The 21,702-nt window shown below is 65.7% G+C and carries 23 protein-coding genes, 1 tRNA gene and 1 pseudogene; 14 read left to right on the top strand and 11 right to left on the bottom strand.

Going from position 1 to position 21,702, the window contains the following annotated elements; genetic code table 11:
• Nucleotides 1–5 precede the first annotated feature (5 nt).
• From ACUXVA_RS26125 to ACUXVA_RS26105, 5 genes are all read right to left on the bottom strand, one after another.
• A complete protein-coding gene (locus ACUXVA_RS26125) occupies nt 6–1,538 on the bottom strand; it encodes a M81 family metallopeptidase (RefSeq protein ID WP_265083007.1) in 1,533 nt (510 codons plus the stop codon).
• Between the two features lie 156 nt (nt 1,539–1,694).
• Nucleotides 1,695–3,371, bottom strand: a complete 1,677-nt coding sequence (locus tag ACUXVA_RS26120) for an ABC transporter ATP-binding protein (RefSeq protein ID WP_265083008.1) — start codon at nt 3,369–3,371, stop codon at nt 1,695–1,697.
• Between the two features lie 8 nt (nt 3,372–3,379).
• The gene (locus ACUXVA_RS26115) at nt 3,380–4,264 is read right to left on the bottom strand and encodes an ABC transporter permease (protein WP_445489027.1); all 885 of its coding nucleotides are present in this window, start codon (nt 4,262–4,264) and stop codon (nt 3,380–3,382) included.
• 13 nt (nt 4,265–4,277) lie between these two features.
• Nucleotides 4,278–5,219 (bottom strand): ABC transporter permease, encoded by a 942-nt coding sequence (locus ACUXVA_RS26110; RefSeq protein ID WP_445489025.1) that lies wholly within the window; start codon nt 5,217–5,219, stop codon nt 4,278–4,280.
• Between the two features lie 207 nt (nt 5,220–5,426).
• Complete coding sequence (locus ACUXVA_RS26105) at nt 5,427–6,557, bottom strand: M20/M25/M40 family metallo-hydrolase (protein WP_445489023.1); 1,131 nt, start codon at nt 6,555–6,557, stop codon at nt 5,427–5,429.
• A 288-nt stretch (nt 6,558–6,845) separates the two neighbouring features.
• On the opposite strand from ACUXVA_RS26105, the gene ACUXVA_RS26100 reads away from it, so the two are divergent.
• Complete coding sequence (locus ACUXVA_RS26100; protein ID WP_445489021.1) at nt 6,846–8,456, top strand: ABC transporter substrate-binding protein; 1,611 nt, start codon at nt 6,846–6,848, stop codon at nt 8,454–8,456.
• A gap of 241 nt (nt 8,457–8,697) precedes the next feature.
• Nucleotides 8,698–8,895, top strand: coding sequence for a hypothetical protein (locus ACUXVA_RS26095; RefSeq protein ID WP_265083012.1), 198 nt, complete (start codon nt 8,698–8,700; stop codon nt 8,893–8,895).
• 47 nt (nt 8,896–8,942) lie between these two features.
• Here the strand turns inward: ACUXVA_RS26095 and ACUXVA_RS26090 are convergent.
• A tRNA-Leu gene (locus ACUXVA_RS26090) sits at nt 8,943–9,029 on the bottom strand.
• Nucleotides 9,030–9,245: 216 nt separating this feature from the next.
• Between ACUXVA_RS26090 and ACUXVA_RS26085 the strand changes: the two genes are divergently transcribed.
• Complete coding sequence (locus tag ACUXVA_RS26085) at nt 9,246–9,650, top strand: twin-arginine translocation pathway signal (protein ID WP_445489019.1); 405 nt, start codon at nt 9,246–9,248, stop codon at nt 9,648–9,650.
• Between the two features lie 22 nt (nt 9,651–9,672).
• On the opposite strand, the pseudogene ACUXVA_RS26080 reads toward ACUXVA_RS26085, so the two are convergent.
• Together ACUXVA_RS26080 and ACUXVA_RS26075 are read right to left on the bottom strand one after the other, a co-directional pair.
• Nucleotides 9,673–10,852, bottom strand: a pseudogene (locus ACUXVA_RS26080) (FAD-dependent monooxygenase).
• Nucleotides 10,853–10,861: 9 nt separating this feature from the next.
• The gene (locus ACUXVA_RS26075) at nt 10,862–11,107 is read right to left on the bottom strand and encodes a zinc-finger domain-containing protein (protein ID WP_265083014.1); all 246 of its coding nucleotides are present in this window, start codon (nt 11,105–11,107) and stop codon (nt 10,862–10,864) included.
• Between the two features lie 297 nt (nt 11,108–11,404).
• On the opposite strand from ACUXVA_RS26075, the gene ACUXVA_RS26070 reads away from it, so the two are divergent.
• From ACUXVA_RS26070 to ACUXVA_RS26055, 4 genes are all read left to right on the top strand, one after another.
• Nucleotides 11,405–12,493, top strand: a complete 1,089-nt coding sequence (locus tag ACUXVA_RS26070) for a hypothetical protein (protein ID WP_413776466.1) — start codon at nt 11,405–11,407, stop codon at nt 12,491–12,493.
• Between the two features lie 51 nt (nt 12,494–12,544).
• Complete coding sequence (locus ACUXVA_RS26065; RefSeq protein WP_265083016.1) at nt 12,545–13,297, top strand: alpha/beta fold hydrolase; 753 nt, start codon at nt 12,545–12,547, stop codon at nt 13,295–13,297.
• A 220-nt stretch (nt 13,298–13,517) separates the two neighbouring features.
• Nucleotides 13,518–14,345, top strand: coding sequence for a serine O-acetyltransferase (gene cysE, locus ACUXVA_RS26060; protein ID WP_265083017.1), 828 nt, complete (start codon nt 13,518–13,520; stop codon nt 14,343–14,345).
• Between the two features lie 131 nt (nt 14,346–14,476).
• Nucleotides 14,477–14,695, top strand: coding sequence for a DUF3126 family protein (locus tag ACUXVA_RS26055; protein ID WP_265083018.1), 219 nt, complete (start codon nt 14,477–14,479; stop codon nt 14,693–14,695).
• 105 nt (nt 14,696–14,800) lie between these two features.
• Here ACUXVA_RS26055 and ACUXVA_RS26050 read toward each other — a convergent pair whose 3' ends face one another.
• Nucleotides 14,801–15,451, bottom strand: a complete 651-nt coding sequence (locus ACUXVA_RS26050; RefSeq protein WP_265083019.1) for a response regulator — start codon at nt 15,449–15,451, stop codon at nt 14,801–14,803.
• On the bottom strand, nt 15,448–16,842 hold the full coding sequence (locus ACUXVA_RS26045) for a histidine kinase (protein WP_445489015.1): 1,395 nt from the start codon (nt 16,840–16,842) through the stop codon (nt 15,448–15,450). The genes ACUXVA_RS26050 and ACUXVA_RS26045 overlap by 4 nt, the downstream gene beginning before the upstream one ends.
• 219 nt (nt 16,843–17,061) lie before the next feature.
• On the opposite strand from ACUXVA_RS26045, the gene ACUXVA_RS26040 reads away from it, so the two are divergent.
• Genes ACUXVA_RS26040 through ACUXVA_RS26030 form a run of 3 tightly spaced genes read left to right on the top strand, consistent with a single transcriptional unit; the run spans nt 17,062 to nt 19,075 of the window.
• Nucleotides 17,062–17,841, top strand: a complete 780-nt coding sequence (locus tag ACUXVA_RS26040) for a MotA/TolQ/ExbB proton channel family protein (RefSeq protein ID WP_265083021.1) — start codon at nt 17,062–17,064, stop codon at nt 17,839–17,841.
• A complete protein-coding gene (locus tag ACUXVA_RS26035) occupies nt 17,838–18,467 on the top strand; it encodes a hypothetical protein (protein WP_265083022.1) in 630 nt (209 codons plus the stop codon). Before ACUXVA_RS26040 ends, ACUXVA_RS26035 begins: the two co-directional genes overlap by 4 nt.
• 5 nt (nt 18,468–18,472) lie before the next feature.
• Nucleotides 18,473–19,075 carry a hypothetical protein gene (locus ACUXVA_RS26030; protein WP_265083023.1) on the top strand — a complete coding sequence of 201 codons (603 nt, stop codon included), beginning with the start codon at nt 18,473–18,475 and terminating at the stop codon, nt 19,073–19,075.
• Between the two features lie 25 nt (nt 19,076–19,100).
• On the opposite strand, the gene ACUXVA_RS26025 is transcribed toward ACUXVA_RS26030, so the two are convergent.
• Nucleotides 19,101–19,814, bottom strand: coding sequence for a hypothetical protein (locus ACUXVA_RS26025; RefSeq protein ID WP_265083024.1), 714 nt, complete (start codon nt 19,812–19,814; stop codon nt 19,101–19,103).
• Between the two features lie 226 nt (nt 19,815–20,040).
• Between ACUXVA_RS26025 and ACUXVA_RS26020 the strand changes: the two genes are divergently transcribed.
• The 4 genes from ACUXVA_RS26020 to ACUXVA_RS26005 all read left to right on the top strand — a co-directional run bounded on the left by ACUXVA_RS26020 (nt 20,041) and on the right by ACUXVA_RS26005 (nt 21,686).
• Nucleotides 20,041–20,370 carry a DUF6949 family protein gene (locus tag ACUXVA_RS26020; RefSeq protein WP_265083025.1) on the top strand — a complete coding sequence of 110 codons (330 nt, stop codon included), beginning with the start codon at nt 20,041–20,043 and terminating at the stop codon, nt 20,368–20,370.
• Nucleotides 20,371–20,442: 72 nt separating this feature from the next.
• Nucleotides 20,443–20,922 (top strand): type II toxin-antitoxin system RelE/ParE family toxin, encoded by a 480-nt coding sequence (locus ACUXVA_RS26015; protein ID WP_445489011.1) that lies wholly within the window; start codon nt 20,443–20,445, stop codon nt 20,920–20,922.
• The gene (locus ACUXVA_RS26010) at nt 20,808–21,098 is read left to right on the top strand and encodes a helix-turn-helix domain-containing protein (protein ID WP_265083646.1); all 291 of its coding nucleotides are present in this window, start codon (nt 20,808–20,810) and stop codon (nt 21,096–21,098) included. Before ACUXVA_RS26015 ends, ACUXVA_RS26010 begins: the two co-directional genes overlap by 115 nt.
• A gap of 57 nt (nt 21,099–21,155) precedes the next feature.
• The gene (locus tag ACUXVA_RS26005; protein WP_445489009.1) at nt 21,156–21,686 is read left to right on the top strand and encodes a gamma carbonic anhydrase family protein; all 531 of its coding nucleotides are present in this window, start codon (nt 21,156–21,158) and stop codon (nt 21,684–21,686) included.
• The last annotated feature ends 16 nt before the right edge of the window (nt 21,687–21,702 follow it).

Below are 21,702 nucleotides of genomic sequence, written 5' to 3'. Positions count from 1 at the left end.
GGGCGTTATCCGTTTGCAGGCGCGAGGGAGGGCGATGCGGTGTCGGGTGTGAAGGGCTCGCCGTTCGGCTTCAGGCGAATGCCGGGACGCAACCGCGTCCATGGCAGGGTCGAGGTGTCGGCCGGCATGGCGCCGGGCGCGGCGCAGATCAGCAGCGCGCCGGCGATGGGTTCGAAATCGGCGCGGAAGTGCACCGAGCTCTTGTTGACCAGAATCGATTCCGTGGTCGGCTCGATGCCGACGAAGCGATACATCGCCTGATCGGCGAGCTGCGCCTTGTGCGAGGAGATGACCACGCGGACGTCGTCGATGCGCAGACAGGCCGACAGGCCCATATCCATGTCGCGACCGCCATAGTAAGGGCCCGGGGCGACGAATTTTCCGTCCGACAATTTCTCGACGATGAAGCTTGCTTCATACGGCGCGTCGCCGGGGATGCCCGACTTGCCGCCGAGCGACAGCGTCACGGTGGCGCCTTCGCCGGCGGCGTGTGCGGCGGCAGCCGCGGCCGGATCGTAGATCACGCCGATCGCGGCCTTGGTGGCGCGGTTGCGAACCAGCGCGGCGAGCATGCCGGTGGTGTCGGAATCGCCGCCGGCACCGGGATTGTCCTGGGTATCGGCGATCACGATCGGCCTGGTGGCGCTCTTCGCCAGCTCCATGGCGTATTGCACGCCTTCGTCCGGGGTGTAGATCCTGCCGTCGAAATCGTTCTCGTGGCCGTTGACAATCGTCACCACCATATCGGCTGCGGCATCGGCATCCGCCTGCGTCACGCCATAGGTGAACACGCTGGGACCGCAATGCGGAAAGTCAGCAGCGGGGAAGCCGGGACAGAACGACAGCGTCGGGACCTGGTCGTCCTCCAGCGCAGCGAGCTTGAAGTAGATGCTCCGGGTCGGTTCGTCGTTGGTGCACTGCCAGCTGATCGGGATCAGGAACGGCAACTGCCGGTACGCCTTCGCATAGCGGTTGCCCGCGAGCAGCAGCTCCATATGGCGCGCGCAGGCGCGGCCGGTGTCGGCCATATCGATATGCGGATAGGTGCGGTAGGCGATCAGCGCGTCGGTGTCTCGGACCAGCTCCGGCGAAATGTTGCCGTGCAGGTCGAGGCTGATGACGAAGGGAATATCCGGACCGATCACCTTTCGTACGCGCGCAGCGATCTCGCCTTCGCCGTCGTCGAGATGCTCGGCGACCATGGCGCCGTGGAGGTCGAGATACACCGCGTCGAGCGGCATTGCGGCTGCGATGCCGGCGATCATCTCGGCGACGATGCGTTCGAACGCATCCTCGGTGACATGCGCCGACGGGCTGGCGGCGCAGGCGATCGTCGGCACCAGCTCCCAGCCTCTGGCTTCGGCTTCCTCGATGAAGCCGGCGAGACCGACATTGATGTTGCGCATGACCTTCAGCACCTCGGCGCCGCGCGTCATCGCCGGCCAGCCGCCGCCATGGACGAAAGACTCATAGGTTGCCTTGGTGGGCGCGAATGTATTGGTCTCGTGGAGGAAGCCGCCGACGGCGATACGGGTCATGAATGTCCATTTCGTACGAAGCTGTCATTCCGGGATGCAGCAGACGGCGACAGCCGGCTGATGCAGCCCCGGAATCCCGATATGTTCATCGCCACATATCAGGGTTCCGGGTTCGCTTGCGCTGTTGCGCTCGCGCCCCGGAACGACGGTGAGAGGCTAGATCGCGCCGGCCAACGACTCGAGCGGCGCCACCGGCCGGAAGTTGGCGAAATCCCATCCCCGTCCGGGCGCCGCGTCAAGCAGCTGGCGGGTATAGGCCTGTTGCGGATTTGTGAGGACTTCGCCGGCAGGGCCCTGTTCGACGACACGGCCGTGCTGCATCACCGCGACATCGTCGCAGATCTGCGCGGCGACGCGCAGGTCGTGGGTGATGAACAGCAGGGAGATGCCGAGCCGGGTCTGGATGCTGTCGAGCAGGTCCAGCACCTGGGCCTGCACCGAGACGTCGAGTGCCGAACAGGCCTCGTCGGCCACCAGCACGTCGGGCTCCAGCGCCAGTGCGCGGGCGATGGCGATGCGCTGGCGCTGGCCGCCGGAGAACTGGTGCGGATAGCGCGAGACGGCGTCGGCGGGCAGGTCGACCAGCTCCAGCAGCTCGCGCGCTTTGGCCATGGCATCCTTGTGCGAGACGCCGAAATTGATCGGCCCTTCGGCGATGGATTCGCCGACGGTGATGCGCGGATTGAGCGAGCGATACGGGTCCTGGAAGATGATCTGGATCTTCTTGCGGTGCGGCTGCAGCAGGCGGCGGGACAGGTCGGCAATCTCGCGGCCGCCGAGGCGAATGCCGCCGGAGGTCGGGTCGATCAGCCGGACGATGCAGCGCGCCACCGTGGACTTGCCGGAGCCGCTCTCGCCGACGATGCCCAGCGTGCGGCCTTTTCGCAGCGTCAGCGTCACGTCCTGCGCCGCGGCGACCTCGCGCGCTTTGCCGAAGAACGAACGCTCGCGATAGACCTTGCCGAGTTCGTTGGCCTCGAGCACCACCGGATTGAACCCGACTTCGACGCGCGGCGCACGCGGCACTAGGCTCGGCACCGCCGACAGCAGTTTTCGCGTGTAGTCCATGGTCGGGGTACGCAGGATGCCGTCCAGCGTGCCGGTCTCGACGAGACGGCCCTGGCGCATGACTGCGACGCGGTCGGCGATTTCGGCGACCACGCCCATGTCGTGGGTGATGAACAGCACGGCGGTGCCGTGATCCCTTTGCAGGTCGCGGATCAGCGTCAGGATCTGCTTCTGCGTGGTGACGTCGAGCGCCGTGGTCGGCTCGTCGGCGATCAGTAGCTTCGGCTCCAGCACCAGCGCCATGGCAATCATGATGCGCTGGCGTTGCCCGCCGGACATCCGGTGGGGGTAGGAATTGAAGATGCGCTTGACGTCCGGCAGGCGCACCTGATCCATCATGTCCAGGATGCGCTTCTTGCGCGCCGCGGCGTCGAGATCGGTGTGGGTGCGCAGCACCTCGTCGATCTGCTTGCCGACGGGAACGACGGGATTGAGCGCCGTCATCGGCTCCTGGAAGATCATCGCCATCGTCGTGGCGCGCAACTGGCGCAGCCGGCGGTCGCTGGCCTGCAGCGTATCCTCGCCGACCAGCTTGATGCTGCCGCCGATGGCTTTCAACGAATCCTTTGGCAGCAGGCCCATGGTGGCGAGCGAGGTCACCGACTTGCCGGATCCGCTCTCGCCGACCACGCACAGCGTCTCGCCCTGGCGCACCTGCAGCGAGATGTCGTCGATGATCTTCTTGCCGCCGCCGTCCTTGCCGACGCCGACAACGAGGTTGTTGATTTCCAGTACGAGCGGATTGCTGTTCACGGTGTCACTCACTGGATTGCTCACTTGCTGCTCTCCCGCTGTTTCATGCGCGGGTCGAGCGCATCGCGCGCCGCGTCGCCGATCAGGTTGACCGAAAGAATGGCGATCGACAGCAGCAGGCCGGGCCAGAAGATCAGCGATGGCTTGACCTGGAAGAAGCCGCGGCCTTCGGCCATGATATTGCCCCAGGTCGGCGTCTCCGGGCTGATGCCGGCGCCGAGGAACGACAGGATCGCCTCGGTCAGGATCGCGGAGGCGGCGATGTAGGTGCCCTGGACGATCAGCGGCGCCACGGTGTTCGGCATCAGATGCCGCCACATGATTTTGGGCAGGCTGGTGCCGAGCGAGATCGCAGCTTCCACATAGGGCTCTTCGCGCGCCGACAGCACGACGGAGCGCACCAGTCGCGCGACGCGGGGAATTTCCGGGATGGTGATCGCGATCAACACCGTGGTCAGGCTGGCGCCGGACAGCGACACCACGGCGATGGCCAGCAGCACGCTGGGCATTGCCATCAACCCATCCATCACCCGCATCAGGATCGCGTCGACCCATTTGAAGAAGCCCGCGACCAGGCCGATCAGCAGGCCGATGGCGATGCTGACGGCGGCGGCGCCGAGGCCGATCAGCAGCGAGATGCGGCCGCCATAAAGAATGCGCGCCAGCACGTCGCGGCCATAGGCGTCGGTGCCGAGCAGATATTCGGCGCTCGCCGGCTTCAGCCGCATGGCCGGAAGCAGAAGTTGCGGATCGTGCGTCGTCAGCCACGGCGCAAAGATCGCCGAGAGGATGACCAGGACAAGGCACACCGTCGCCACCGCGATGATCGGCGTTGCCGTGAGAAAGCCGAAGGATGGCCCGCTGCGCGAGGGCAGGGCAGCGTTGGGAAGGGTGTCGATCGCCATCAGATACGGATTCCTAGTAACGAATTCTTGGGTCGAGAAGCGAGTAGGCAAGATCGATCAGCAAATTGACGAGCACGTAGACGCCTGACGTCAGCAGGATCATGGCCTGGATCACCGGAAAGTCCCGTGCCAGCACGGCGTCGACCGTCAAGCGCCCGACGCCTGGCAGATTGAACACGCTTTCGGTGACCACGACACCGGAGATCAGTAGGGCGAAGCCGGTGCCGATCACGGTGATTACCGGCACTGCCGCGTTGCGCAGGGCATGGCGCAGCAGCACGCCGCTTTCGTTGGTGCCCTTGGCGCGGGCAGTGCGGACATAGTCCTCGCCGAGTACGTCGAGCATGGCTGCGCGCGTCATGCGCGCAATCAGCGCCACATAGATGAACGACAGCGCGACGGCCGGCAGGATGATGCGTTCGAAGAACGGCCCGAATCCCTTGAAGATGCTGCGGAAGCCCTGCACCGGCACCCAGCGCAGCTCGATCGCGAAGATCTGGATCAGCACATAGCCGATCACAAACACCGGCACCGAAAAGCCGATCACCGACAGCGCCATGACGAAGCGGTCGATCCAGGTGCCGTGTTTCCAGGCAGCGATGACGCCGAGCGGTACCGCGACCAGAATTGACACGAGCATCACGCTGAGTGCGACGCTGAGCGAAGGCTCGATGCGCTGGCCGATCATCTTCAGCACCGGCACGCCGGAGATCAACGAGGTGCCGAGATCGCCATGCAGCAGCCGGCCGATCCAGGAAAAGAACTGCGTGTAGAGCGGCTCGTTGAGACCGAGCTGGGTGCGGATACGTTCGAGTTGTTCCGGCGAGGCATTGTCGCCCGCAAGAATCGCGGCTGGGTCGCCCGGCGTCAGCCGCAGCAGCAGGAAGACGAACAGCGCCACCACGCCCATGACGGGGATGGCAGCGAGAATTCGCCGTATGAGATATCCGAACATAGTGACGATCCTATCGCGCGAGACGGCGCGTGGTAAATGTAGAGCAATGATCGACGGGGAACGTCGCAGGCGCGTTGCAAAACTTCAACTTGGTCCTCACTGCTGCAATGCGCTCATAAGTGAATGTGAGAGCAAATCCCGTGCCACGGTCACGATCGGTCGGCCCGCGCTCCGGGCCAGCCGGATACCGTTGAATGCCCTTGTGCATCAATCCAGCGTCGCCAGCAAACCGGCCATCAGGCGACCGCGCGTTACCAGGCTGTCGATCTCGATGTACTCGCCGAGTGTGTGCATGTCCGCGCCAACCACGCCGAGGCCGTCCAGGGTGGGAATGCCCATGGCGCCGGTGAAATTACCGTCGGAGCCGCCGCCAGCGCTGTCGTGGGTGAGGTCGACGCCGAGCCCGCTGGCGATCGCCCGGGCCTTTTCGTACAGCGCCATGGTCCCGGCGTTGGGCTCCCATACCGGGCGGGTGACGCCGCGGGTGACCTTGAAAGTGACGTCGTTAGCGGTGCCGTTCAGCGCCAGCATGCGCTCCACGCCGGCGTCCAGATCCGCCTGCCGCTTGGCCATGCTCAGCGCCTCGCCGGTGCAGTTCGAGGCAACGCAATTGACCCATTTGCCGCCGTGCACAATGCCGACGCTGAAGGTGCAGTCCGGGCCGGTCATCTCGTCGATGGCGATGATCCGGCGCGCCATTTCGCGAATCGCGGAGCGGCCCGACGAGAGCGTCGCGCCGGAGTGGCTCGGCTTGCCGATGGTCTCGAGATTGAAGCGTGCGATGGCATAGCGGCCGGTGACGACGCCGCCGTTGGGGCGGCCGGGTTCGGGCACCAGCACGTACTTGTTGCGCGCCGCCTCCGCCTCGATGATATCCCGGGTCGACGGCGTGCCGACTTCCTCGTCCGGCGTGAACAGCACGGTGATCGGCAGCGGCGTGGTGAACGAAGCGCGCGCCGGCTGTCGGATCGCTTCCAGCGACAGGTAATTGCCGCCCTTCATGTCGCAGATTGCGGGCCCGAAACACTTGTTGCCCTCGACGCGCCACTTGAGCGTGTCGATGGTCCCGACCGGATGCACGGTGTCCATGTGGCCGGCGATCAGGATACCGGGCTCGCCGAATTTCGGATGCGGGAAGCGCGCGCGGATGCAGCCGCCGAAGCCCTGGCGTCCTGCGATGCGTTCGATGGTCGCACCCATGATCGCCATGTCGCGCGCGGCGAGATCGAGCATGCCGTTGACGGCGTTGGCGTCCCAAGTTGGACTTTCGCATTCGACCCAGCCACGCAGGCCCTGGAGCATTTCGTCGGTATCGAATGGAAGGTTGGCGGGATTCATCGCGGTGTTCCTCGTGGTTCGAACGCGTGTCGTCGGCGTCAGGCGCGCTTGGTGTCGCGGACCTCGCGCGGCTTTCGCCGCCACTTATCAGTAGTGAATCCGGATTGGCAAATGCGCGGGCGTTGCAGCCTGCAGAACGTTGACGAAAGCAAAACCCGATTGACGCGCAAGGCGCTTGATGCAACTCTTTGATGCCTCAAACATGCAGCGTTTTGATGCCGCCTAATAAACTATCGCGTTGCATAATGAATCATCCATCGATGATCAGATTCCAGTCAGGAGAGATCCATGTCCTTCATTTCACGTTGGCGGCAATCCGCGACGTACTCGAAAATGATTCTGCCAAGCCTCGCGGTTGCAGTGACGCTGGCGTTGCCGTCGTTCGCAGATGCCAAGACCCTCACCGCGGTGATGCATTCGGATCTGCGCGTCATCGATCCCGGCCTGACCACTGCGTACATCACGCGCGATCATGGCTATATGGTTTACGATACCTTGCTGGCGATGGACGCGAACTTCAAGGTTCAGCCGCAGATGGCGAGCTTCAAGGTTTCCGATGACAAGCTGGTCTACACCTTCACGCTGCGCGATGGCCTGAAATGGCATGACGGCAAGCCCGTCACCGCCGAAGACTGCGTGGCGTCGCTGCAGCGTTGGGGCCGCAACGACGGCATGGGCCAGAAGCTCATGGACTTCACCAAGAGCCTCGAGGCGCCCGATGCCAAGACCATCGTGTTGACGCTGAAGGAGCCCTACGGCCTGGTGCTGGATTCGATCGCGAAGCCGTCGTCGCTGGTGCCGTTCATGATGCCGAAGCGTTTGGCGGAAACGCCCGCGGGCAAGGCGATCCCGGAGCAGATCGGCTCCGGCCCGTTCAAGTTCGTGCAGGCCGAATTCCAGCCCGGCGTGAAGGCGGTCTACGAGAAGAACAAGGACTACGTGCCGCGCTCCGAGCCCGCCAGCCGGGCGGCCGGCGGCAAGGTCGTCAAGGTCGATCGCGTCGAATGGATCACCATGCCCGACGCGCAGACCGCGGTGAACGCGCTGCAGTCCGGCGACATCGATTTCCTGGAAAATCCGTCGTTCGATATCGTTCCGGTGCTGGCCGCCGACAAGGAGCTCAAGATGGAGGTCCTCAACAAGCTTGGCTACCAGACGCTCGGCCGGATGAATTTCCTTCATCCTCCGTTCGACAACGTCAAGGTTCGTCGCGCCGCCTTTCTGGCCATGAGCCAGAAGCCGGTACTCGACGCGCTGGTCGGCGATCCCAACTACTTCAAGACCTGCGGTTCGATTTTCGCCTGCGGCACGCCGTTCTCCTCCGAGGCCGGTGGCGACACGCTGGTCAAGGGCAGCGGCATGGCTGAGGCCAAGAAGGCGCTGGCGGAATCCGGTTATGACGGCACTCCCGTCGTGATCATGGCGCCGACCGACGTTCTGACGCTGAAGGCACAGCCGATCGTGGCGGCGCAGCTGCTGCGCGAGGCCGGCTTCAAGGTCGAGGTCCAGGCAACCGACTGGCAGACCGTGGTCACCCGCCGCGCCAGCCAGAAGCCGGTCAAGGAAGGTGGCTGGAACATGTTCTTCACCAACTGGGTCGGCGCCGACATCCTGAACCCGGTCTCCAACGTGTCGATCTCGGGCCGGGGCACCAAGGGCGGCTGGTTTGGCTGGTTCGATGACGCCAAGATCGAAGAGCTGCGCGACAAGTTCGCGCGGTCGACCTCGCCCGACGAGCAGAAGAAGATCGCTGCGGAAGTTCAGGCGCGTGCCTACGAAGAGGTCGCCTATTTGCCGCTCGGCGAATACACGGTCCCCAGCGTGTGGCGGACTTCGCTGACCGGCGTGCTGCCCGGCGCGGCAACGCCGGTGTTCTGGAACATCGACAAGAAGGAGTAACCGGCGCCGCCACGGCGGCCAGGTTCACCCGATATTCGCGCCGGCCCGAGCGATCGGGCCGGCGCGATGCGTTTGGCGCTGCGGTACGGCGTGGGCAGGGCAGGTCTCTTGCCGTGGTGCTGCGTCGCGTATAGCAACGCTGAAACGGTTCACTGGCCGGACCCGTATCTCGCAGTGTGGCCGGCACGGCGCAGCCAGCGGTGGCGCCACGTACAAGCTCTTTCAGCGAAGGTGGATTTGCATGACCTACGACGAACGCGTGGAGCAGGCGATCGCCGCCAAGGACATCGTGGCATTGGTGGACTTCGCCTATGGCACCACCTGCCGCTGCACCAAGGTGAAGGGCGAGCCTTTGTGCGTCTGCAAGATGCAGGCGAAAGCGCTGCGCGCCAAGGTTGTTCCGCTGGCGCTGTTCAAGGGCGAGATTCAGAGAGTTTGAACGACCTGCCTGCGGCCGCCCTTGATCGGCCACGGCGCGCCTGGCGTTGGTGCGGACGGCGGGAATCGAACCCGCACGACGTTGCCATCGAGGGATTTTAAGTCCCTTGCGTCTACCAGTTCCGCCACGTCCGCATTGATCGTCCGATCAGGTCTATCGCGCGTTGGGGCGAACTGGCATGCAGCCCGCCGACAAGGCGCGCCCCCTCATAAGGGAGGCCGGGCCGCAAAGCAAAGCCGATGGCCAATCGGGCGGCCGGTGACCTGTCGGCGATCGCGCCGATCCGGCCTCAATCCGGTCACCCGGCGATGGTTTACGCAACGTCAACAGTGTCCGGTGTAGCAAGTCCCATGATCGATCGCGCTTTTCCGTCCCCACACCTGACCCGCGCCGCGGCGGCGCTGGCGCTGCTTGCGCTGGCGACGGGGCTGGGCGGCTGCGCCGCTGTCGGCGACAGTTTTGCCTCGGCGGCGTTCGTCGACCCCGCCAAATACGAACAGTTCGACTGCAAGCAGCTCGAGGCCGAGCGCAAGGCGCAGGCCGCGCGCACCGCCGAACTTCAGGGCCTGATCGACAAGGCCGAGACCGGGACCGGGGGAGCGGTGGTCAGCCAGGTGGCCTACGGCAACGAGTACATCTCGGCGCGAGCCTCTTCGAAGCTGGCCGAGGAGACCTGGCTGCGCAATAAATGCGTGGCGACGGTCCCGGCCGCGCCGCCGCCAGCCGCACCGGCCCATTCCGCCCGCAAGCGCTGAGCCGGCTCCCGGCCACCATCGCTCACATCCGCCAGTCGTAGATCCAGTCCTGCCTTGCTTGCAGCCGTGCCGCGCCCATCGCCTGCATCGCCAGATCGCGGGCCAGGGCCATCGGTCCGCGCAAATGATAGATTCGGCCGGACTGGCGCGCCGTGCGCTGGACCCGGCTGACGCGATCGCGGCGCAGGGCGGCGTAGCGCTGCAGCGCCGTCGCCACATCGGTGGAGCCCGCCATGGTCTCGCTAAGGCATTGCGCCAGCACTGCGGCATCTTCGATCGCCATGCCGGCACCCTGGGCTGCGAACGGCAGCATGGCGTGGGCGGCGTCGCCGAGCAGCGCCACCGGGCCCTGGTTCCAGGCGCCGCCGTCGGGCAATGTGCACAGCGGCCAGCGCCGCCAGCCTTCCGCGGCGTCGAGCATCATCCTCGGCCGGTCAGGCCAGCCCATCGCGGCGAAGTGAGTCTTGATCTCGGCGGCCTCGCCGATCTCGTTCCAGCCCGGCCCGTTCCATGGCCCGGGCATGATCGCCACCACATTGATTTGCCGTCCGCCGGCCATGGGATAGCTCACCAGATGGGCATTCGGCCCCATCCACAGCTGCACGCGGTGCGGCGCGCGTTCGGGCGTCAACCGGTCGGCATCGATGGTGGCGCGCCAGGCGATCAGGCCGGAGAACCGCGCCTGGATCCCGGGAAACAACTGCTGCCGCACCGCCGACCAGACGCCGTCGGCGCCGACGAGCGCCAGTGCCGGCCCATACTCGCCGAGCACGACGCCGCCGGTATCGACGCCGAACGCGTCCAGCGACCTCCCCAGCCGCAATTCGATGGCGGGATGGTCGGTAACGGCCCCGAGCAGCGCCGATTGCAGGTGGGCGCGGTGCATCACCCAATAGGGGCCGCCGGAGCGCGACGCGGCGGCCTCGCCGAGCGGCAGCCGAGATCACTTCGCCGCCGCTGCGCGCGCTCATGATGCTGACGGCGTTTGGTGCGATGACATCGGGGGCGAGACGGGACTGCAGGCCGAGGCCGATCAGCACCCGGCTGGCATTGGGCGAGAGCTGCAGCCCGGCACCGACCTCCTGCAGCCGTTCAGCCTTTTCGAGGACGACAACGCGAAACCCGCGCGCGGCAATCGCCAGCGCAGCGGTCAGCCCGCCGATGCCGGCACCGGCAACGGCGATGGTGCGCGACGGCGCCACGAACCGGGATCAGGTGACTTTGTCTTTCAGGACGCATTCCGGCGGCCGGGCCTCGCCCGCGCCGAGGTCGGCGGCGAAGCGATACAGCGTCGAGCAATACGGGCAGATGATCTCGTTGTCGTTGCCGAGGTCGAGGAAGACGTGCGGATGATCGAACGGCGGGTTGGCACCCACGCACATGAACTCCTTCGATCCGATCTCGATGATCGGAACGCCGGCGTCATTGTGAAAGTGCGGAACGACGTGATCGGACATCTTGTTTACCCTTGCTCGCGACGGCTGCGGAACATGATACGTCTCCGTGCCGTTAGTGCGGCGCACCATACTGGCGGCTGAGATTGATTCCTAGGCCGCTGCCAAGGCTGATCTATCCAGCGTGTGGATTCGACACAATCATGCGGTGTTGGAGAAGCCCTTCTTTCGTCGGGGCGGTTGTGTCCTAAAAACGGCACACCATTTCCACAGAGAGGTGCAGAAATAGGGTTTCGGTCAATGCGCTTGCGGCTCGATACAGTCCTGACGGGGGTGGCGGTTTGCGCGGTCGCTGGCGTCATGCTGTGGCCGCATGCCCGCGATGCGGCTGCGGTGCTGACGGCGCAGGACGATCCGGCCGCGCTGTCCGACGCGCAGGTCGACATCGCGTTGCGGCGCGACCAGGGCGTGCTGGTCCGCAGCATCGAAGAAGCGCTGGCTGCGAAGGATTCCGACCTCGCGCAGAGCTTTGTCGAACTGGCCGCGGCGCGGCATGTCGTGCTGCCCGACGAGGTGGTGAAGCGCGTCAGTGACGCCGTCACCGAAGCCAATTCCGCCACCCAGATCGCCACCCGTTTTGCTTCCGGCCTGATCACCGGCGAAGCCGACGACGTCGCCAGCATGTCGGGCACGGTAGCCGGCGACCTGTTCGTGTTCGGCGACATCCGCGACGCAATTCGCGAGGGCAAGCATCTGGTGATGGGCGAAGACGTCGATCGCGTCATTCTCGGCCTTGCCGCCGCCGGTCTCGCCATCACCGCGGCGACCTATGTTTCGGTCGGTGGCGCAGCACCGGTGCGGGCAGGGCTGACGCTGGTAAAGGACGCGCGCAAGGTCGGCCGACTCGGCGAGGGGCTCACGGCCTTTGTCGGACGCTCGGCGCGTGAGGTGGTCGATACGCCGATGCTGCGCACCGCGATGGCGGATGCGTCGATCATGCGACCGGGCCAGACCATCGATGGCGTCAAGGCTGCGTTCCGCGCCGAGAAGGCCGGCGGGCTGGTTCGGCTGGCCAAGGATGTCGGCCGCGTCGGCGAAAAGGCCGGCACCAAGGGCGCGCTGGACACGCTGCGCATCGCGGAGGGACCGAAGGACGTCGCGCGCGCGGCGCGCCTTGCGGAATCCAAGGGCGGCCAGACCCGCGCGCTGTTCAAGATGTTCGGCCGCGGCGCACTGCTGCTGGCGGCGGGTGCCTTCAACCTCACCATGTGGCTGTTCTGGGCGCTGTTCGCGCTGTTCGGCTTGGTCTGTTCGATCAAGGCCACCACAGAGCGGCTCACCTGGTCGCACTTGCAGCGCTCCAAGGTCCGGCGGCAGCGCCGCGAGCAGCAGCTTCGCAACGAAATGGCCTTGCGCCCGACACTGGCGGCGGCTTCCGTGCACAGCTAAACTGCGCGGCCTGCCTGATCTATCCCCCATCATAAGTAAACGGAATTGAAGATGCCGAGCTTCCACAACGGCGCTGTTGAAATTGCCTATCTCGATGAGGGCGAGGGCGACCCGATCGTGCTGGTGCACGGCTTTGCCTCCAGCAAGAACGTCAACTGGGTGTATCCGACCTGGGTATCGGATCTGCGCAAGGACAACCGTCGCGTCATCGCACTCGACCATCGCGGCCACGGCGATTCCACCAAGCTGTACGATCCCGAGGACTATCATATCGGCACCATGGCCGGCGACGTGCGCGCGCTGATGGCGCATCTCGGCATCGCGCGCGCCGACATGATGGGCTATTCGATGGGCGCGCGGATCACCGCCTTTCTCGCCCACAGCCAGCCGGCCCTGATCCGCAATGCCATCATCGGCGGCCTCGGCATCGGTCTGATCGCCGGCGGCGGTCCGGGCGAGAATGTTGCGCGGGCGCTGGAAGCCGACTCGCTCGACGACGTCACCGATCCCGTGGGCCGTACCTTTCGCGCCTTCGCCGACCAGACCCGCTCCGACCGCCGCGCGCTGGCGGCCTGCCTGCGCGGCTCGCGCCGTCTGATGTCGCGCGAGGATGCGGCGGGGATCTCGGTGCCCACGCTGATCGCGGTCGGCACCGTCGACGAGATCGCCGGCTCGGCGCATGCGCTGCAGGAGGTGATTCCCGGCTCCGAAGTGCTCGACATCCCGAACCGCGACCACATGCGCGCGGTGGGCGACAAGGTCTACAAGGCCGGCGTGCTGGATTTTCTGGCGCGCCATCCCTGATCGGGGGATGCCGACACCTTGTTTTGATCGCGCGACCGCCCACTTCACAGGCATCCACTGCGTCGCAGGGGATCGCGATCGATCCGGAATGTGAGCGAGTTCAATGTGTTAGCTCGCGTTTCCGGGGTAGGGGCGCGTTCATGATGGCGCCAGCCGTGCCGCGACAGCCGTTCGCGGTGTGCTATAGTGCCGGTCCGACAGCAGAATGTGCGAGCCCAGCATGTCCATCCAGAACATCAATTCGCAGAATGCAAAGATCGCATCGCTCGATCCGATCTGGGATCGCATCCGTGGCGAGGCGGAAGACATCGTTCGCCGCGAGCCCGAGCTGGCATCCTTCATCTACTCCACCGTCTTGCATCACGATCGGCTCGAAGAGTCGGTGGTGCACCGCGTCGCCGAGCGGCTCAATCATTCGGCGCTGTCCGGCGACCTGATCCGCCAGACCTTCGACGAGGCGCTGCGCGACGAGCCCGATCTCGGCAATGCGTTTCGCGCGGATCTGGTGGCGGTGTTCGATCGCGATCCCGCGACCACCCGCTTCATCGATCCGCTGCTGTACTTCAAGGGCTTCCACGCCATCCAGACCCACCGCCTGGCGCACTGGCTGCTCAACAAGGGCCGCAAGGATTTTGCCTGGTACCTGCAGAGCCAGGCTTCTGCGGTGTTCCAGACTGACATCAATCCGGCCGCGAAGATCGGCCGCGGCATCTTCCTCGATCACGCCACCGGCTTCGTGGTCGGCGAAACCGCTGTCATCGAAGACGACGTGTCGATCCTGCACGGCGTCACGCTCGGCGGCACCGGCAAGGAGAATGAGGACCGTCATCCGAAGATCCGCCGCGGTGTGCTGATCGGCGCCGGTGCCAAGATTCTCGGCAATATCGAGATCGGCCATTGCGCCCGCATCGCCGCCGGCTCGGTGGTGGTGAAGCCGGTACCGCACAACGTCACCGTGGCCGGCGTGCCCGCCAAGATCGTCGGCGAGGCCGGTTGTGCCGAGCCGTCGCGCACCATGAACCAGATGCTCAACGCCACCGGCCTGTGATGCCGCGATCCGGGCCCACCGGATCGCCGCACGGTGCCGTCGAATTTTGTTGATACGGGCTGGCGGTCCGCGCCGTCTCGCCTTAAAGCTTCGCCAACATCCTCGACACATCAATCGCATTGGAGACACCTGTGGACGTTCAGGAAGTCAGAAAACTCGACGCCTATCTCAAGCGCCTGTTCGGCAACCAGAAAATCCGCGTGGTGCCGCGGCCCAAGAAGGACGATTCGGCCGAGGTCTATATCGGCGAGGAATTCGTCGGCGTGCTGTTCGTCGATGACGAGGACGAAGACCGTTCGTTCCAGTTCCAGATGGCGATCCTGGAAGAAGACCTGGTCGACGAAGGCTGAGCGACGCGGCCTAGGATGGGTTGAGCGTCTTGGCGAAACCCATCACTGCCGCGCGATGCTCTTGATGGGTTTCGCACGTGCTCAACCCATCCTGCACATCCCGTCCTACCCAACGCCTTCCGGCGTCACCAGCCCGGCGCCGGTGGCGAGCCAGACCAGATGCGCGTCGGTGCGCGCGCCGATCTTGGCCTTGATCTGGTAGTGATAGTTCTGCACCGTCTTGGCGCTGAGGTTCAGCGATTGCGCGATCTGTTCGGTGGTCCAGCCGGACGCCACCAGGCGCAGGATCTCGGTCTCGCGCGGGCCGAGATCGTCGACCAGCGAACGCTGGCCTGACAATCGTTCGGCGGCGACCTCGCGGGCGATGTCCTCGCTGAGCGCGCGTCCGCCCTTCATCACCGTTTCGATGGCGCGCACCAGCTCGTGGGGTGCGCTGCTCTTGGTGATGTAGCCGCATACGCCGGCCTCGAACGCCTTCAGTGCAAAGGCCGCGCTGGCATGCATCGTGAAAGCGAGGATGCGCGCCGTCGGATCCCACTGCCGGATGTGCCGCGTCGCTTCCAGCCCGCCCGGTCCCGGCAGCGACAGGTCCATCACCACCACGTCAGGCCGTTCCGCGCGATAGGCGCGATAGGCGGAAGCGGCGTCCTCGGCCTCGGCGCTGATGCGGAACCCCGGCTGGCGTTCCAGCAGCCGGCGATAGCCCTCGCGCACCACCGGATGGTCGTCGACCAGCAGGATGCTGATGTCGGTCATGCCACGGCCGCCGCCGCACGCGGTTGCGGCAGGATCAGCGGGATGATCGCCGCCACCCGCACGCCCCGCGCGGCGGCGGCGATCGACAGGCTGCCGCCCAGTGCCGCAATGCGTTCGCGAATGCCGAGAATGCCGTGACCGGATGCGGCGTTGATGCGCGCGGCATCGCCGCCGCCGTCGTCCTCCACGCTCAGCGCCACCGCCTCATCGACGTCGGTGGTGCGTGCGACGCGCAGGTGCACGTGGCGCGGTTTGCCGTGGCGCGCCGCATTGGTCAGGCATTCCTGCGCGATCCGGTAGACGTTCACCGCGGCCTCGGCCGGCACGTCGGCGAGATCGCCGGCGACGTCGAGGTGGAACACCGCGCCGTTCGCCGTGCCGCTGTTCCAGCGCGCCACCAGTTGCACGAGGCTGGCCTGCAGCCCGAGTTCCTCGAGGTCCTGCGAACGCAAGCGGGCCAGCGCGCCGCGCAGCGTGGCCATCATCTGCGCGGTGATGCGGGCGATGGCGCGGGCATCATCGACGAGATCGGGGCGCTCCGGCGTGGCGCCGGCCTCGATGGAGGCGGCCAGTGCGGCGGTGGCGGTCAGGCACTGGCCGAACTCGTCGTGCAGGTCGCGCGCCAGCGCGCGGCGCTCTTCCTCCTGGACCTGGAACAGGCGCTTGGTGAGCGCCAGCCGTTCGGCGGTAGTGGAAGCAAGGCGGCCGGCGAGATCGTTCACCGCGCCAGCGATATGGTTGAACTCGGTGGCGCCGAACGCCGGCAGGCGGTGACGGTGCTCGCCCTGTTCGAGGCGGCGCAGGCCGCGCACGATGGTGCGCGCCGGCATCAGCGCATGGCCGATCAGCAGCGTGGCGAGCAGGCCGATCCCCAGCGCCATGGCGGCGGCCACCGACACCATCACGGTGACCTGACGCCAGGCTTGGCGCACGGCCACCGCCGGCTCCGCGCGCGACACCACCGTGCCGGCGTCCCGGCTACGGATGGTCAACGGCCGGGTCACGCTGTCATGCGGACCGAACAGCGCGCCGTAGAGGCTGACGAACCAGCCCGGCGCGGTGGTGCCGATGCCTTCCACCTGGCTGCAGATTTCGTGCGGGTCCTGAGCGCCGAGCTTGAAAGAGATGCAGATCCCCGGCGCGATTACTTTCATGGTGGCGATGGATTCCCAGTCCGGCAGCGGCAGCAGTGCATCGCGGTAGACGCCATCGCGCCACAGCAATTGCCGCCAGTACAGGTTCTGCAGGTTGTGTGCGACGCGGTCGGCGGACACCGCGATGTCGTTCTCGATGCTGCGGTGCGCATCGACCAGGACCCAGCCCACGGCGCAGGCGAGACAGAACACGACGACGGCGGCAAGACGCAGGATGAGATGGATCAGCAGACGCATCGCTTCGAGCCTCCGCATTGGGACGTGCGCATCTCAGACGTGCGCTTCCGACATCTAAGATGAGCCGGCCCCGGTCTGGCAAGCGTTTCCCGCGCGGTCGGGCAAATTGCCCGGTGCTTTGCAGGCCGGATGCCCTTGGGCATGCCATGCGTTCAGTCCTAAACCGGGACAGGGCGGGCGCGATACAAGACCTGCCGATACGGGGATGCCGAGGAAGTAATGACCGGACGTCAATCCGATCCAGCCGATCGCGTGCCGCTGCTGCACTGGATGATCTTCACCGGCCTCAGCCTGTTCGGCGCGGTGCTGCTCTGGCACTACGGTCTGGTCCGGCAGATGCTCGCCGCCGACCGCACCTACATTTCCGCGATCATCGTGCTGCTTTATGTCGGCGCCTCCCTGCATTGCCTGTGGCGGACCATCGTGGTGTCGCGCGAGGGCGCTGCGGCACGTCGCGCGGCGCGGCTGTTCGAAGGCGGCGGCGCGCAGCGCGTCGTCGTCAGCGATGACGCTGTGGCGATCGATGGCGTCGGCACCTTGCCGAAGGGCCTCGTCGCCGAACATATCCGCGACCTCGCGGTGAAGTCGGGCCTGCAGAACGGGGCCCGCCTCGACCAGACGCTGTTGTTGCGCCGGCTTGCCGGCAACCTGCGCGGCTCCAACGCGTTCGGCGCCTTCGCCGGCGATACGTTGATGAAGCTCGGCCTGATCGGCACCATCGTCGGCTTCATCATGATGCTGGCGCCCATCGCCGGCCTCGACACCGCCAATCAGGGCGCCATCAAATCATCCATGAACCTGATGAGCGAGGGCATGGCGGTGGCCATGTATACGACGCTCGCCGGCTTGCTCGGCTCGATCCTGATCCGCATCCAGTACTACATGCTGGATGACGCCACCGCCAAACTGTTCGCCTTCGCCGTCGGGCTTATCGATGTCCATGTCATCGCGCGACTCGATCGTGGAACGCAGCTATCTGCAGCGGAGATGGCGGAGTGATCGACGAATTCGAGTTCGCGCCGCATGAGCCGTCATTCGACCCACTCGGGGTGATGCTGTTCAAGGCGCTGCAGGTGATCGCCTTCCTGTTCTTCATCGCGCTGCTGGCCATCAAAACCCGCGACGAGGAAGGCAAGGTCGATCCGCGGCTGGAGTTTCTGGTCACGGTGAGCTGGCCCGACAAGCACCCGGATGACATCGACATGTTCGTGCAGGATCCCCTTGGCAACATGGTGTGGTACCGGCGCCGTGAGTCCGGCTTCATGGTGCTGGATCGCGACGACCGCGGCGGCCTCAACGATTTCATCATGGTCAACGGCCAGAAAGTGCCCTCGCCGATCCGCCAGGAGATCGTCAGCATTCGCGGCGTGGTGGCCGGCGAATATACCGTCAACATCTATCATTTCGCGGCGCTGACCGGGCAGCCGGTGCCGGTCTCGGTGAAAGTCGAGAAGCTGAACCCGAAGGTGCAGGTGGTGTACTACGACACCATCGAGGTCGACCGCGGCGGCACCGAGAAAACCGCTGTGCGCTTCGTGATGGACAAGGCCGGGACCGTCGTTGACGTCAACCACGACAGCAAGTCGCTGCTGCAGACCCTGCGCAAGGTGCGCAACGCCGGATGAGCGCCATGAGCCTGCAGACCGCGATCCTCGGCCTGTCCATCGGCTATGCGCTGCTCGGCTTGCTGTTGCTGCTGGCGTTGACGCTGACGCGGCTGCCGTGGCCGGTCAAGGCGGGCGCGGTGGTGCTGACCAGCGCGTTCTACGTAACGGTCTACTTCAGGACCGAGGGGCTGCTGGGCTGGTCGGCGCCCGAGCCGTTGCCGGCCCGGTTCCAGTTGCTGTGGGCGCGCAGCGTCGAGCCGAACCGCGCGCTCGGCGAGCCGGGCGCCGTGCATCTGTGGGTCGAGGAGCTCGACGCCGACAATTTCCCGAGCGGCGTGCCGCGTGCCTATCAGCGTCCGTATTCGACGGCACTCGCGCGCAAGGTGGAGAGCGCCCGCACCGAGATCGGCAATGGTCGTCCGCAGGGCGGCCGCGCCGAGCAGTTCGGCTCCGGCGAGGGCGGGGCGCCCGACGGCTCGGTGGCGGCCCTGCGCAACGCGGAAGCGGGCGGCGATCCGTCCGGCGGCGGCTTGCTCGATTCCGACTTCATGCGTGGAGATTCGCAGTCGATCGAGTTCGCGCCGCTGCCCATCCGCACGCTGCCGCCGAAGGACGCGCCGCAATAGCAGGGATGCGCAGTGAGGCGATCGATCAGCCGTGCGGGCTGGTCAGTTGCGTGGTCAGCCGGTCCATGGCGTTGCCGACGTCGCGCCATTGCGCCAGCCAGTCGCGCGGAAAGCGGAAGGTCAGGTCGGCGCCGCCGATACGGCGTTCGCTGAGGCACATGCCCGGCGTGACGCCGTCGCGGGTGCAGCGCGCCACCAGCTCCGGCGACGCGCCCAGAAACAGGTCCTCGTTGGCATAGGCCGAACCGTCGCGGAACGGGCGCAGCGTCAGCCCGTCCTGCGCGGTCGATGCCGCCGGGTCGATGTAGCGCGGATAGATCGTGCGCAGCCGGATGTCCGGCGACATGGCGTCGTGATGCGCCGTCAACGAGACGAAGATCCGGTCGATCGGCTGGGCGTTCTCATCGAAGGTCTCGACGCTGACGCGGCGCGGCTGGGTCGGGGCCTCGAGCGACGGGTAGTTGTAGCTGAGGTCGACGCGCTCCTGCGGCCCGGACTGTTTCTGCACCTTGCGGCGAAAAGCATGCGCGGGCACGTTGAACAGGGTGTCGCCGACGCTGACCGGAATCCGCTCCGGATCGGTGGCGGCGCCGGAATGCCAGGTCGGCCACAGCAGATAGGCGATCAGCGCGATCGCGCCGGCGGCCAGCAGGCCGCCCAGCAGCATCGGGACGATGTGGCTGCGGCGCTGTCGGCGCCGGATGCGCGGGCGGTTCTGGGTCGGTGAAAGCAGGGTCATGGACACACGGTGGGAGGAGGGCGATCCACCATGACCGCCCCGAATCAGCAGCGAAACATGGCACGCAATCCTTAACGCGAGCCCGGTTCGGGCCGCAGGGCGCAACGTCGTGACATGCGCGCAGCGCGGTTCCCGCCCGCGGCGTTAACCCTTTCTTAAGGATAAACTGGCGGGGCGCCCGCGGGTTTGCGAGACAGGACGGAGTTGTTCTGGAGTTGAACTCGCCATGTCACCGGATGCCCTGAATTCCCTGTTCTCGCTGTGTCTTGGCTTTGCGCTCGCTGGCGCGCTGACCAGCGGCTATCAGGCGCTGGTGCAGCGTCCCGCCGGCTTCGGCCTGCTGCAGCAGGGTGCCGCGCCGAAGGCTTTTGCGGCGGTGCCGTTCCTGGTGTTCGCGGCCCCCTTCATCATCATGCGCAACACGTTGCTCGGCACCCGGCAGCAGCAGCGCCGCTTCCAGTTCGTGATGATGGCGACGGTGCTGGCCGGATTCTGGAGCATGATGTCCGGCACCTTCGTGCTGATGACCCTGCGCGCCGCCGGCTTGCTCGACTGAGCGCAACGCGGACGCGCTGCCACTGGATCTTCCGGGTTTTACAAATGTTGGCAAATATGCCAACGTCCGCGGATGCGGCCATCGCGCGTCATTTCATGGCTGAAATCCGCTCGCAGGGAATTCGAGGCGTTTCCCGCGGGGGCGCAACTGACCATGTTGCGGGCGCTGGCGATCGCCGCTGAAGGCGGCAAGGCGGACATCGCAAAGCCATTCAAGGGCGTCGAAGGCGGCGTGTTCGAAATCGCGTTGAAGCATCGCGGCGATGCCTATCGCGCGATCTACGCGGTGCAGATCGGCGACGACGTCTGGGTGATCGATGCCTTCCAGAAGAAATCCAAAAGCGGCATCAGGACGCCCCAAATGGATGTCGAACGCATCAGAGAGCGGCTGAAACGGCTGAAGGAGGCACTGCGATGGGCAGGGATGATTCTGCGTTGGTGCGTGGCAGCGGCAATGTCTTTGGCGATTTTTGCATGCCCAATGCCGATCTGGAGCAGGCGCGCGCCATCCTCGCGGCCAAGATCATCGACGTGCTCGACACCCGCAAGCTGACCGCCCGCGCGGCAGAGCAACTAACCGGCGTGTCTCACACCGATCTGTCGCGCATTCGCAACGCCAAGCTCGGCCGCTTCACGCTCGATCGCATGATTTCGATCCTCGGCAAGCTCGATCGCGACGTCGAGGTCAGCATTGCCGTCAAGCCACGCGGTGGCGCCAGAGCCGCCTGAGTTGAACGCTGCGCTGAATCCGTGGCAGTGTCTTCCGCACAGGGAGACACTTTCAAAATGGCGATCTACGAACTCGACGGGCAGGGCCCGGAGCTTCCATCTGACGGAAATTACTTCATTGCCGACACCGCGCAGGTGATCGGCAGGATCCGCTTGCTGGCCAATGCCAGCGTGTGGTTCGGCGCGGTGCTGCGCGGCGACAATGAGTGGATCGAGATCGGCGAGAATTCCAACGTGCAGGACAATTCGACCTGCCACACCGACAAGGGCTTTCCGCTGACCATCGGCACCAACTGCACCATCGGTCACAACGTCATCCTGCACGGCTGCACCGTCGAGGATGGTGCGCTGATCGGCATGGGCTCGATTGTCATGAACGGCGCGCGGATCGGCAAGGGCAGTGTGGTCGGTGCCGGCTCGGTGATTACCGAAGGCAAGCAATTCCCGGAAAACTCGCTGATCATCGGCGCGCCGGCGCGGGTGATCCGCACGCTGTCGCCGGAACAGGCCGCGGCGATGACCGGCGCGGCAAAGTTCTACGTCGCCAACGGTCCGCGCTTTGCCAAGGGCCTGAAGAAGATCGGCTGAGGGAGAGGCTCTCCTC

The sequence above is a fragment of the Rhodopseudomonas sp. RCAM05734 genome (assembly GCF_052658035.1).
Note: the sequence above shows the minus strand (reverse complement) of the source record. Positions and strands in the feature narration are given on the sequence as shown.

What these genes read in the sequence shown, in the direction of transcription:
- ACUXVA_RS26125 (WP_265083007.1), bottom strand. Translation starts at nt 1,538, where the DNA reads ATGACCCGTATCGCCGTCGGCGGCTTCCTCCACGAGACCAATACATTC.
- ACUXVA_RS26070 (WP_413776466.1), top strand. Translation starts at nt 11,405, where the DNA reads ATGCTGTGGCCGCATGCCCGCGATGCGGCTGCGGTGCTGACGGCGCAG.
- ACUXVA_RS26115 (WP_445489027.1), bottom strand. Translation starts at nt 4,264, where the DNA reads ATGGCGATCGACACCCTTCCCAACGCTGCCCTGCCCTCGCGCAGCGGG.
- ACUXVA_RS26110 (WP_445489025.1), bottom strand. Translation starts at nt 5,219, where the DNA reads ATGTTCGGATATCTCATACGGCGAATTCTCGCTGCCATCCCCGTCATG.
- ACUXVA_RS26025 (WP_265083024.1), bottom strand. Translation starts at nt 19,814, where the DNA reads ATGACCCTGCTTTCACCGACCCAGAACCGCCCGCGCATCCGGCGCCGA.
- cysE (WP_265083017.1), top strand. Translation starts at nt 13,518, where the DNA reads ATGTCCATCCAGAACATCAATTCGCAGAATGCAAAGATCGCATCGCTC.
- ACUXVA_RS26050 (WP_265083019.1), bottom strand. Translation starts at nt 15,451, where the DNA reads ATGACCGACATCAGCATCCTGCTGGTCGACGACCATCCGGTGGTGCGC.
- ACUXVA_RS26095 (WP_265083012.1), top strand. Translation starts at nt 8,698, where the DNA reads ATGACCTACGACGAACGCGTGGAGCAGGCGATCGCCGCCAAGGACATC.
- ACUXVA_RS26100 (WP_445489021.1), top strand. Translation starts at nt 6,846, where the DNA reads ATGTCCTTCATTTCACGTTGGCGGCAATCCGCGACGTACTCGAAAATG.
- ACUXVA_RS26045 (WP_445489015.1), bottom strand. Translation starts at nt 16,842, where the DNA reads ATGCGTCTGCTGATCCATCTCATCCTGCGTCTTGCCGCCGTCGTCGTG.
- ACUXVA_RS26020 (WP_265083025.1), top strand. Translation starts at nt 20,041, where the DNA reads ATGTCACCGGATGCCCTGAATTCCCTGTTCTCGCTGTGTCTTGGCTTT.
- ACUXVA_RS26065 (WP_265083016.1), top strand. Translation starts at nt 12,545, where the DNA reads ATGCCGAGCTTCCACAACGGCGCTGTTGAAATTGCCTATCTCGATGAG.
- ACUXVA_RS26085 (WP_445489019.1), top strand. Translation starts at nt 9,246, where the DNA reads ATGATCGATCGCGCTTTTCCGTCCCCACACCTGACCCGCGCCGCGGCG.
- ACUXVA_RS26030 (WP_265083023.1), top strand. Translation starts at nt 18,473, where the DNA reads ATGAGCCTGCAGACCGCGATCCTCGGCCTGTCCATCGGCTATGCGCTG.
- ACUXVA_RS26015 (WP_445489011.1), top strand. Translation starts at nt 20,443, where the DNA reads ATGCGGCCATCGCGCGTCATTTCATGGCTGAAATCCGCTCGCAGGGAA.
- ACUXVA_RS26075 (WP_265083014.1), bottom strand. Translation starts at nt 11,107, where the DNA reads ATGTCCGATCACGTCGTTCCGCACTTTCACAATGACGCCGGCGTTCCG.
- ACUXVA_RS26005 (WP_445489009.1), top strand. Translation starts at nt 21,156, where the DNA reads ATGGCGATCTACGAACTCGACGGGCAGGGCCCGGAGCTTCCATCTGAC.
- ACUXVA_RS26105 (WP_445489023.1), bottom strand. Translation starts at nt 6,557, where the DNA reads ATGAATCCCGCCAACCTTCCATTCGATACCGACGAAATGCTCCAGGGC.
- ACUXVA_RS26040 (WP_265083021.1), top strand. Translation starts at nt 17,062, where the DNA reads ATGACCGGACGTCAATCCGATCCAGCCGATCGCGTGCCGCTGCTGCAC.